General features: G+C 74.8%; 10 protein-coding genes and 1 pseudogene. 6 read left to right on the forward strand and 5 right to left on the reverse strand.

Translation table 11 applies throughout. The features are described from left to right. Positions 1-193: 193 nt before the first annotated feature. The gene (locus AWW66_RS29865; protein ID WP_067373440.1) at positions 194-1,039 is read right to left on the reverse strand and encodes an ABC transporter permease; all 846 of its coding nucleotides are present in this window, start codon (positions 1,037-1,039) and stop codon (positions 194-196) included. Continuing rightward, positions 1,036-1,947, reverse strand: a complete 912-nt coding sequence (locus tag AWW66_RS29870) for an ABC transporter ATP-binding protein (protein WP_067373462.1) — start codon at positions 1,945-1,947, stop codon at positions 1,036-1,038. Before AWW66_RS29870 ends, AWW66_RS29865 begins: the two co-directional genes overlap by 4 nt. Before the next feature lie 132 nt (positions 1,948-2,079). Here AWW66_RS29870 and AWW66_RS29875 point away from each other — a divergent pair, with 132 nt between their 5' ends. Beyond that, positions 2,080-3,411, forward strand: a complete 1,332-nt coding sequence (locus AWW66_RS29875) for a sensor histidine kinase (protein WP_067373442.1) — start codon at positions 2,080-2,082, stop codon at positions 3,409-3,411. Then, positions 3,408-4,076: a response regulator gene (locus tag AWW66_RS29880; protein WP_067373445.1), complete on the forward strand. Its 669-nt coding sequence runs from the start codon at positions 3,408-3,410 to the stop codon at positions 4,074-4,076. The genes AWW66_RS29875 and AWW66_RS29880 overlap by 4 nt, the downstream gene beginning before the upstream one ends. A 105-nt stretch (positions 4,077-4,181) precedes the next feature. On the opposite strand, the gene AWW66_RS29885 is transcribed toward AWW66_RS29880, so the two are convergent. The 3 genes from AWW66_RS29885 to AWW66_RS29895 all read right to left on the reverse strand — a co-directional run bounded on the left by AWW66_RS29885 (position 4,182) and on the right by AWW66_RS29895 (position 6,956). After that, positions 4,182-4,826, reverse strand: a complete 645-nt coding sequence (locus tag AWW66_RS29885; RefSeq protein WP_083979176.1) for a TVP38/TMEM64 family protein — start codon at positions 4,824-4,826, stop codon at positions 4,182-4,184. A 170-nt stretch (positions 4,827-4,996) separates the two neighbouring features. Beyond that, entirely contained in the window at positions 4,997-5,719 is a 723-nt protein-coding gene (locus tag AWW66_RS29890; protein WP_067373448.1) for a type 1 glutamine amidotransferase, read from the reverse strand. After that, positions 5,709-6,956 carry a MurT ligase domain-containing protein gene (locus AWW66_RS29895; RefSeq protein WP_067373451.1) on the reverse strand — a complete coding sequence of 416 codons (1,248 nt, stop codon included), beginning with the start codon at positions 6,954-6,956 and terminating at the stop codon, positions 5,709-5,711. The genes AWW66_RS29890 and AWW66_RS29895 overlap by 11 nt, the downstream gene beginning before the upstream one ends. A 356-nt stretch (positions 6,957-7,312) precedes the next feature. Between AWW66_RS29895 and mraZ the strand changes: the two genes are divergently transcribed. The 4 genes and pseudogenes from mraZ to AWW66_RS33165 form a co-directional block, all read left to right on the forward strand. Next, the gene (gene mraZ, locus AWW66_RS29900) at positions 7,313-7,744 is read left to right on the forward strand and encodes a division/cell wall cluster transcriptional repressor MraZ (protein WP_067373454.1); all 432 of its coding nucleotides are present in this window, start codon (positions 7,313-7,315) and stop codon (positions 7,742-7,744) included. Between the two features lie 213 nt (positions 7,745-7,957). Next, a complete protein-coding gene (gene rsmH, locus AWW66_RS29905; protein ID WP_067373468.1) occupies positions 7,958-9,058 on the forward strand; it encodes a 16S rRNA (cytosine(1402)-N(4))-methyltransferase RsmH in 1,101 nt (366 codons plus the stop codon). Then, positions 9,055-9,654, forward strand: coding sequence for a cell division protein FtsL (ftsL, locus tag AWW66_RS29910; protein WP_067373458.1), 600 nt, complete (start codon positions 9,055-9,057; stop codon positions 9,652-9,654). Before rsmH ends, ftsL begins: the two co-directional genes overlap by 4 nt. Before the next feature lie 5 nt (positions 9,655-9,659). Further along, a pseudogene (locus tag AWW66_RS33165) lies at positions 9,660-9,888 on the forward strand (penicillin-binding protein 2); the annotation flags it as partial.

The following is a 9,888-nucleotide window of genomic DNA, read 5'->3' on the forward strand; positions in this document are numbered from 1 at the left end:
CCCGGTCCGGAGCAGGGCGCGGCGGTCGAGATGCGGAAGCTGGTCGGGCATGCCGGTCCTTCGGGGTACGGCGACGCGCGTGCGCCGCGACGGACAGCTCCTCGGTGCTTCTTGACGCTGTTGCCGTACAGGATGAAGGAAATTTCCGTAAATGGCTATGCCCGTCGATGTCCCGGCGGTGGGTCGGGCGGGGTCAGGTGGGGCTGCGGCGGTGCAGGGCGAGCACGGTGACCGTGGCGGCCACCGCCGCCCAGCCGGCGTACGCGGTCCAGGCCCCGGCGACGGTGGCCGGGTGGGGGCCGTCGAGCCACGGCGCGGTCCCCGGTTCGACCAGCCGCTGCCAGGCCGCCACCGGCATGGCGTGCCGCAGCAGCGCGCTCCACCGTTCGTCGTCGTCGACGGCGGTGGGCAGCAGGAGCAGCACCACCGCCGCGCTGACGATCGCGGGCGCGGTGTGCCGGGTCAGCGCGGCCAATGCCATGCCGACGAGCGCGCTGAGCGGCACCAACAGCGCGGTCGCGACGATCCCGCGCAGCGCGCCCGGGTCGCCGACCGACATGTGCGCGTCGACGTCGGCGAGGATCGCCTGCGACACCGCGAACGCCGCCACCGCGCCCAGCACCCCCAGCAGGGTCAGCACGCCGGTCAGCACGGTCAGCTTGGCGGCGGCGACGGCGCGTCTCCGGGGGACGGCCGCGAAGGTGGTACGCATCAGCCCGGAGGCGTACTCGCCGCCGATCGCGACCGCGCCGACGCCACTGGCCGCGAGGACGACGAACATCTGCGCCTCGGCCGGGAAGGCGTCCCAGAGCGGGGAGCGTACCGCCCGCCGTTCGGCCGACCACTGCGCCCAGTCGGCGTGGGTGGCCAGCGCGGCGTGCGCGGCGAGGCCCACCATGGCGAGCAGGAGCAGGGCGAAGGCGCCCCAGGTCGAGCGCAGCGACCAGAGCTTGATCCACTCGGCGGCGAGCAAATCGCGGTGGCGCGGCGGGTGCGCGGTCCGCGCGGGCGCGGTGGCGGACGGGGTCACGGCGGTCATCGGTCCTCCCCGGTGGCGTACTCGACGTCGGCGGCGGTGAGCGCCATGAAGGCCTCCTCCAGCGAGGCGGTGCGGGTGGTGAGCTGGTACAGCGGAAGCCGCAGCTCCAGGGCCAGGTCGGCGATCCGCTCGCCGGTCACGCCGGTCACGGCGAGCGCGTCGTCGGCAACCGACCGTACGGTCGCGCCGGCGGTGGTGAGCGCGGCCACCAGGACGGTGGGGTCGGGCGTCCGCACGACGACCTCGGTCTGGCCGGCGCGGGCGGCGAACTCGGCCAGGGACTCCTCGGCGATGAGCCGACCCCGGCCGATGACGACGAGCCGGTCGGCACAGTGCTCCATCTCGCCCATCAGGTGACTGGAGACGAAGACGGTACGGCCCTCGGCGGCGAGCTGCCGGAAGAGTCCCCGTACCCAGCGCACGCCCTCCGGGTCCAGGCCGTTGAACGGCTCGTCGAACAGGAGCACGGGCGGGTCACCCAACAGCGCGCCGGCGATGCCGAGCCGTTGCCGCATGCCGAGCGAGTACCCGCCGATCCGGCGGGTGGCGGCGCGGTCGAGGCCGACCTGCCCCAGCACCTCGTCGACCCGTGCGACGCCGATGCCGTTGCCCCGGGCCAGGGCCGCCAGGTGTGCCCGCGCGCTGCGCCCACCGTGCACGTCACCGGCGTCGAGCAGCGCGCCGGCGTGCCGCAACCCGCGGGGCAGGTCCCGGAACCGCACGCCGCCGACCGTGGCGGTGCCACTGGTCGGCGTGGTCAGCCCGAGGACCATGCGCAGGGTGGTCGACTTGCCGGCGCCGTTCGGGCCGAGGAAGCCGGTCACGTGGCCCGGATGGACGGTCAGGGTCAGGTCGTCGACGGCGGTGGTGCGCCCGTACCGCCTGGTCAGACCAGTTAGCTCGATCATGGTGTCCACGCTGCCGGAGACCGGGGCGGCCGGCGTCGGCCCGGCGGCCACACCGCCGCGCCGGGCACTGGCCCCCGGGCGTACGCCCCGGGGCCGATGCCGGCGGGCCGCCCGGCTGGATACCGTCTGCTCGTGGACGTCGCCGCCCTGCTCCGGTCGCGTACCGCCCGGCGGGTGGTGCGGACGGCGCTGGTGTGTGCCGGGGTGGTCGTCCTGCCGGTGCTCTGGGTGCTGGCACCGACCGTGGCGACCAGCGGCGGCGGGATCGGCGTGGTGGGCTGGTGGCTGCCGGAGCGTTACCTGGTGCCGGTGCTGATCGTGGCCCTGCCGGCGGCGGTGCTACGTCGCCGCCCGCTGACCGGGTTGGGGCTGATGCTGTTCGGCGCGACGCTGACCAGCGCGACCACGCACGGCGGCAGCCAGGGGTACCTCGCCGACGTCTTCACCATGCAGTTCCTCGCCGTCGACGCCGCACTCGGGGTGGTCGCCGCGAACCGGGCCCGCCGGATGTCCGTCCCCGCCGCCGGCGTGGTGCTCGTGACGCAGGTCCTGGCGGCCTTCGTCAACAGCGGGGTCGAACCGGTGGACCGGGCCGCGCTCACCATACTGGCGGTCGCGACCGCCTGGGCGCTCGGCACCTCGGTACGGGCGCGCCGACGCTACGCGGCCGTGCTGCGGGAGCACGCCGCCGCCGAGGCGGTCACCGTCGAACGGCTGCGGATCGCCCGTGAGCTGCACGACCTGGTGGCGCACAGCATCGGGGTGATCGCCATCCAGGCCGGGGTGGGTGCCCGGGTGATCGACACCCAACCGGCGCAGGCCCGGTCCGCCCTCGCCACCATCGAGGCGACCAGCCGGGACACCCTGGCCGAGCTGCGGCGTACCCTCGGCGCGTTGCGCCGTGGTGTCGGGGAGTCGGCGCCCCTGGCCCCGACGCCCGGCCTCGCGGACCTGGACCGCCTGGTCGCGGCGGCGGCCGACGCCGGGGTCCGGGTCGAGGTGCGCCGGTACGGCGCGGCGCGACAGCCGCACGGCCGCGATCCGGTTCGGGCGGACACCGCCGCGCTCCCGCCGGAGGTCGACCTCGCCGCGTTCCGCATCGTCCAGGAGTCGCTCACCAACGTGGTACGCCACGCGGGTGTCCCCGCCTGCCGGGTCACCGTCGAGCACGGCGAGGAGGAGGTCACGGTGGAGATCGTCGACGACGGTCGGGGTGGACCGATCGGGGGCGACGGCCACGGGCTGCTCGGCATGCGGGAACGGGTCCGGACGCTCGGTGGTGACTTCCGGGCCGGGCCCCGGCCGGAGGGCGGCTTCCGGGTGCTGGCCCGCCTGCCGGTGACGATGGCCGGTGCGGTGCCGACGGCAGGGCTGGTGCCGACGGCGGGGCCGGTGCCGGAGGCCGGTCCGGTGTCGTCGGCCTCCGGGGCCGACGGCCGGCCGGGTGCGGTGGTGCCGCGGTGACCGTCCGGGTGCTGCTCGTCGACGACCAGCCGCTGGTCCGGGCCGGGCTGCGGGTGCTCATCGCCGACGTGCCGGACCTCGAGGTGGTCGGGGAGGCGGGCACCGGGGCCGAGGCGGTGCGGCTGACCCGCGAGGTGGTGCCGGACGTGGTGCTGATGGACCTGCGGATGCCCGGCACGGACGGCATCCAGGCGACCCGGGCGATCACCACGGCGGGTGGTCCCACCCGCGTCCTGGTGCTCACCACGTTCGACGACGACGAGCACGTGCACGGCGCGCTGCGCGCCGGGGCGAGCGGCTTCCTGGTCAAGGACATGGCGCTGGAGGAGATCCTCGCCGCGATCCGGGTGGTGGCCGCCGGGGACGCGTTGATCGCCCCGGCCGTCACCCGTCGGCTCATCGCCGAGTTCGCGCACCGGCCGACCCCGGCGCCCCGGTCGCGGGCCCTGGTCGGGGTCACCGACCGGGAGCGGGAGGTGCTCACCCTGGTCGGCCGGGGCCTGTCCAACACCGAGATCGCCGACCGTCTCGTGATCAGCGTGGCCACCGCGAAGGCGCACGTGGCCCGGCTGTTCAGCAAGCTCGGCGCCCGGGACCGGGTGCATCTGGTCATCGCCGCCTACGAGGCCGGGCTGGTCGGCGTCACCGGCCCGGAGGAGCGGTAGCGCCCTGCCCTCACCGGCCGGCGGCGTGGTGTCGAGGTGACGTAGCGCATCTGAGCCGCATACCTGCCAGGCATATTTGTTCCTGGCAGGTGTGCCTCGTGCGCGTCAACGGCCGGAGGGAGGGGCGGTGGCCTCGGTGTCGGCGGCGGCGCGGCCACGTTCGGCCCGCCACCAGCGGGCGATCAGCACCGCGCTGGCCACCAGACCCAGCGCGGCCGGCGTGGCGGCGTACCAGTCGACCCCGCCGGGGGTGGTGACCGAGGCGCCCACCGCGGCGTAGCCGAAGGCGGTCGGCGCGGAGGCGAGGACGCTACCGACCAGGTACGGCAGCACCCGCGCGCCGGTGGTGCCGTACCCGTAGCTGACCAGCCCGAAGCCGGCGATCGGCAGCAGCCGGACGGTCATCACGCCGAGCACGCTCTGCCGGGCGAACCAGCGGTCGAGCCGGGCCAGTCGGCCGCGTACCCGCTCGGCGACGAACTCCCGCCCCAGCAGGCGACCGATCGCGAAGCCGAGCACCGCGGCGAGCAGCGCCGCGCCGAGGGCGTACAGCGCTCCGGTGAGCGGACCGAAGACCGCGCCGGTGGCGAGCGTGACGAAGGTCCGGGGGACCAGGGCGACCAGCAGCAGCGCCCCGCCGACGATCGCGGCGACCGGGGCGAACGGGCCGAGCCGCTCGGCCAGCCCCGGCAGTTCCCCCGGGGCGGGCAGCGGCACCACCAGCAGCAGCAGACCGAAACCGGCCAGCATCGCCAGCAGCAGGAGGAACCGGCGACCCGACGGCTGGGCCGCCAGCCGCCGGAGCGCGGCGAGCACCACGGTCGGGCCGGGCAGCCGCCGCCGACCGGCACCCGCCGAAGTCGGCCCGTCCGCGCCAGCCCCGGCCGGGAACCGCCCGCGCGGCTCCCGGCCCTGCGGGGTCACGGTCGGGCGGCGGCTGCCACCGCGTGGCGGCGTTCGGAGCGGAGCCGCTCGTGCCAGGTGTCGTTCAGGGGCGGGAGCTGGTGGACCCCGGTGGCCCAGCGCAGCAGCAGGTCGGCCAGGGCGGGGTTGCGGGCCAGCGCCGGGCCGTGCGAGTAGGTGCCGAGCAGCTTGCCGCGCCAGGCCCCCTCGGTCTGCCCGTCGTTGCCGACCCCGGCGCTCACCCGGGCCAGCGGGGCCACCCCGGGGCCGAGCCGGGTCCGCCCGCCGTGGTTCTCGAAACCGGTCAGGTACGGGATGCCCAGCCGGGGGTCGACCTCGCCGGCCAGTTCGCCGACGGCCCGGGTGGGCCCCCGGTCGGAGGCGAGGTCCAGCAGCTCCAGGCCGCGGTACTGGGTGCCCTTGGCGAAGAACGAGGTGCCGAGGAGCTGGTACCCGGCGCAGACCCCGAAGACCACCGAGCCCTGGGCGACGGCCCGGTGCAGGCCGCCGTCGGCGAGCAGCCGCTGCGCGCCGAGCGCCTGCGGGCCGTCCTCGCCGCCGCCGATCAGGTAGATGTCGGCGGTGGCGGGCAGCCGCTGGTCGGAGCGGACCTCCAGGGTCTCCACCGGCATCCCGCGCTGGCGGGCCCGCCGGGCCAGGATCAGCAGGTTGCCCCGGTCGCCGTAGGTGGAGAGCAGGTCGGGGTAGATCCAGACGATACGCAGGCTCTCAGTTGACACGGTCCAGCTCCGCTCGGATGTCCTGGAAGGCGGTGTAGTTGGCGATGACCTCCAGGCGTCCCGGCGGGACCGCCCGGACCGCCTCGCCGAAGGTCTGGACGTGCTGGAACGGCACGTCGTTGACGTCCAGGCGGACGGCCAGGTCGTACGCCCGGTCGCCGGTGATCAGCACCTGCCGGCCGCGCAGCGGCGCGAAGTCCACGTCGAACAGCCAGGAGGTGTCCAGCCCGTCGGGGTCGCGGGCGTTGATGGAGAGCAGCGTGGGGGCGTGGTCGGCCATGTCGAACGCCTCCAGCCAGCTCGCCGGGTTCTTCGCCAGCAGCAGCCGGATGTTGCGGCCGTCCCGGTCCACCTGGGCGTACCGGCCGGCGACCGAGGCGACGCTGCCCAGTTGCAGCACCGCGTCGACCGGGCGGACCCCGAACTCGGCGGCGACGGCGAGCGCGGTGGCCGCGTTGCCGATGTTCACCTTGCCGGGGAGCTGGAGCTTGACCTTGTGCCAGGCGCCGGTGGGGTCGAGCACCCCGTCGTCCTCGACGACCCACTGCGGCTCGGGCCGGCGCAGCGGGCAGCCGCTGCACCACCACTGCACGCCGGAGCGCTGGATGGTCGAGCCGCACTCGGGGCAGACCCAGGAGTCGTCGTGCCAGCGCTGACCGGCGCTGAACCAGGTGACGTGCGGCGGCGCGATCCGCGGGTCGTGCTGGGGCGGCGGGGTGGTCGCCCAGACCACCATCGGGTCGTCGGCGTTGGCCACCACCCGTACCTCCGGGTGCTTGACCAGCGCGGACCGCCAGAGCTGCGCCATCATGGCGACCTCCTTGGCCCGGTCGAGCTGGTCGCGGGAGAGGTTGAGCAGGGCCACCACGTGGGGGTCGGTCGCCTCCAGCACCTGGGCCAGGTAGTGCTCGTCCACCTCCAGCACGGCGTACGGGGTGCTGCCGGCCTTGGCCAGGGCCGAGGTGTGCCCGGTGGGCATGTTGGCGCCGAACGAGTTGGTGGCGACCCGACCGAGGACGCCGACGGCGGCGGCGGCCAGCCGGGTGGTGGTGGTCTTGCCGTTCGTGCCGGAGATCAGCGCGATGGCCCGTCCCGCCGAGAGGTGGGCGAGCAGGTCAGGGTCGATCTTGAGACCGATCCATCCGCCGATCACCGACCCGTCGCCGCGCCCCGCCGCCCGCGACAGCGCGGCGGCGGTGCGCGACACGGAGCTGGCCACCTTTGCCCGCAAGGGCATCTTCGCGTCCGTCACGCGAGCGAGGTTACCGGACCCGCGCCCCGCTCAGATCGCGGCCGAGGACGATCCGTCCGGTCGACCGGCACCCGCCGGACGACCGGAGCCCGCTCCTCCGGATGGAGTCGATCAATGTCGGAAAGCGGACGCCCCCGCTGGGGGCGCGCCGGCCCTCCACTCCGCTCCACCCGTTCTGACGTGCGGTTTTGCTGGCCACGGCGACGCGCCACGCGGGCGAATCTGGTTGCAGGTGGAGGGAAGTGGAGTAGAGTGGGGCCCGATGGTGAGGCCGGGAGGGCCCACCGGCCCGGGGGGTCAGCGGCGCCGCGAACGCCGCTCAGGGCGAGGGGGTTGGGCCGATGTTCCTCGGCACCCACACCCCACGCCTGGACGAGAAGGGCCGGTTGATCCTTCCGGCGAAGTTCCGGGACGAGCTGGCGGGGGGTGTCGTGATTACCAAAGGGCAGGAGCGCTGTCTGTACGTCTTCCCGATGCCCGAGTTCCAGCGGATCGCGGAGCAACTGCACGCCCAACCCATGACGAACAAGGCGGCCCGTGCCTACAGCCGGGTCTTCTTCGCCAGCGCCCACGACGAGGTCCCGGACAAACAGGGCCGCGTCACCATCCCGGCCCACCTGCGGGGGTACGCCGCGCTCGACCGCGATCTCGTGGTCATCGGCGCCAGCACGCGGGTGGAGATCTGGGACCGGGCGGCGTGGGAGAGCTACCTCGCCGAGAGCGAGGACGACTTCGCCGACATCTCGGAGGGGGTGCTGCCCGGCGGTCTGTAGGGCGTGGCGGCGCCCGACGACGTACTGCGAGATCTCCAGCCGCTTCGAGGTCCTGGCACCCCTTCCCCGGTGCCAGGGGCACGATCTGGTCCAGGCGGGACGCGACCCGTGTGGGCCGGCGGAAGCGGATGGGGATCTGGCGGTACGACGCAGGCGCCGTTGCGACGTACGGAACGCGAGACACACGATTCGGTGCAACCAGTGGGGGTCCAGATGGGGGAGCTACGCGGCACGCACGTGCCGGTGCTGCTTGAGCGGTGTCTCGAGTTGCTGGCCCCCGCGCTGGGCCGGGGCGGGCGGACGGTCCACGTCGACGCGACGCTGGGGCTGGCCGGGCACGCCGAGGCGGTGCTGGCGGCGCATCCGGAGACCATCCTGATCGGCCTGGACCGGGACACCGAGGCCCTCGCGCACGCGCGGGTCCGGCTGGCCCGGTTCGCCGACCGGATCCACCTGGAGCACGCCGTCTACGACGAACTGCCGGAGGTGCTGGCCCGGCTGGGCTACCCGGCGGTCGACGGGGTCCTGTTCGACCTGGGGGTCTCGTCCCTGCAACTCGACGCGCCCGACCGCGGGTTCGCCTACGCGCAGGACGCGCCGCTGGACATGCGGATGGACCAGACCCGGGGGGTGACCGCCGAGGAGGTGGTCAACACCTACCCGCACCCGGACCTGGCCCGGGTGCTGCGGGTCTACGGCGAGGAGAAGTTCGCCGGGCGGATCGCCTCGGCGATCATCCGGGAACGGGAACGCGTCCGGATCACCTCGTCGGCGCGGCTGGCCGAGCTGGTCCGCGAGTCGATCCCGGCACCAGCCCGACGAACCGGTGGTCACCCGGCAAAGAGAACGTTTCAGGCTTTACGGATCGAGGTAAACAGAGAGCTGGCGGCGCTGGAGACGGCGTTGCCGGCCGCGCTCGACACGCTCACCGTGGGCGGTCGCCTGGTGGTCCTGTCCTACCACTCGCTGGAGGACCGGCTCACCAAGCAGGCGCTCGCCGAGCGGGTCCGGAGCACGGGCCCGATCGACCTCCCGGTCGAACTGCCCGGGTCAGGTCCGACGTTCCGGCTGCTCAGCCGGGGCGCGGAGCTGCCCGGGGAGGAGGAGGTCGCCGCGAACCCGCGGGCCGCGTCGGTGCGGTTGCGGGCCGCGGAACGGATCGACCCCGAGCAGGCACAGCACGGGCGGACCGACCGCGAACGGTACCGCCGACGGGTGAAGGCCATGCACCAACCGGGGACGGCCGCGGGATCCGGGCGGGATCCGCAGCGGTCGGTGCGGGACGGGACGGACGAAGAGGGGGAGGGAGCATGAACGTCAACAGGCACGGCCGCCGGAACGACTCCGGCGTCGGGCAGCGCGCACCGCGGTCGGGGGGCCGGACCGCGGCGGAGCGGGCCACGCAGGTCGGATCGACGTCGGGGGCGCCGCGGGTCGACCGGTCGGACACTCGCGCCCGGGGGGCGCGCGAGTTCCCCACCCAGGGCAACGCCGCCCTGCGGCCGGCGGAGCGGGCCGTGCCGGAGCCGGCCAGGACGCCGCGGCTGCGGGTCGCCCCGCCGCCGCCGGTGTCGGTGCCGAGGGCGCCCTTCGCGGCCCTGATCGTGGTGCTGGTCGTCGGCGGGGTGCTCGGCATCCTGGTGGTCAACACCAAGATCAACGAGAACGCGTTCCGGTTGGAGAAGCTCCAGCAGCAGCAGGCCAAGCTCGACCTCGACCAGCAGGAGCTGGAGAAGGAGATCGCCAAGCAGCAGGCGCCGGGCAGCCTGGAGGCCAACGCCCGCAAGCTGGGCCTGGTCGAGTCCGCCGAGCCGGCGTACATCCGGCTGCCGGATGGCAAGATCATCGGCGTGCCCCGGCCGGCCGACGGCGCTCCGTCGGTCACCAGCCAGCAGGGCAGCGGAGGCTGATCGCCGTGCCACCGAGGCAGGAGGAACCGCGCCGGGACGCCACGGGCTCCCGGCGCGGTTCGTCCCGTGCGTCGGGGGCCCGCTCCGGTGACCCCGGTGGCGGTGGCATCTCCGACGCCCGTGCGTACACCCCCCGGGGGCGGAGCATCCGCGAGGCCGGCACCGGCCAGCAGCGGCGTACCCCCCGGGGTGGCCGCTCCGGCGACCCGTTCCGCCCGGCGTTGCAGGTGCTCG

The sequence above is a fragment of the Micromonospora rosaria genome (genome assembly GCF_001567585.1).
GTDB lineage: Bacteria > Actinomycetota > Actinomycetes > Mycobacteriales > Micromonosporaceae > Micromonospora > Micromonospora rosaria.

What these genes read in the sequence shown, in the direction of transcription:
- AWW66_RS29870 (WP_067373462.1), bottom strand. Translation starts at nt 1,947, where the DNA reads ATGATCGAGCTAACTGGTCTGACCAGGCGGTACGGGCGCACCACCGCC.
- mraZ (WP_067373454.1), top strand. Translation starts at nt 7,313, where the DNA reads ATGTTCCTCGGCACCCACACCCCACGCCTGGACGAGAAGGGCCGGTTG.
- ftsL (WP_067373458.1), top strand. Translation starts at nt 9,055, where the DNA reads ATGAACGTCAACAGGCACGGCCGCCGGAACGACTCCGGCGTCGGGCAG.
- AWW66_RS29885 (WP_083979176.1), bottom strand. Translation starts at nt 4,826, where the DNA reads ATGCTGGCCGGTTTCGGTCTGCTGCTGCTGGTGGTGCCGCTGCCCGCC.
- AWW66_RS29865 (WP_067373440.1), bottom strand. Translation starts at nt 1,039, where the DNA reads ATGACCGCCGTGACCCCGTCCGCCACCGCGCCCGCGCGGACCGCGCAC.
- AWW66_RS29895 (WP_067373451.1), bottom strand. Translation starts at nt 6,956, where the DNA reads ATGCCCTTGCGGGCAAAGGTGGCCAGCTCCGTGTCGCGCACCGCCGCC.
- rsmH (WP_067373468.1), top strand. Translation starts at nt 7,958, where the DNA reads ATGGGGGAGCTACGCGGCACGCACGTGCCGGTGCTGCTTGAGCGGTGT.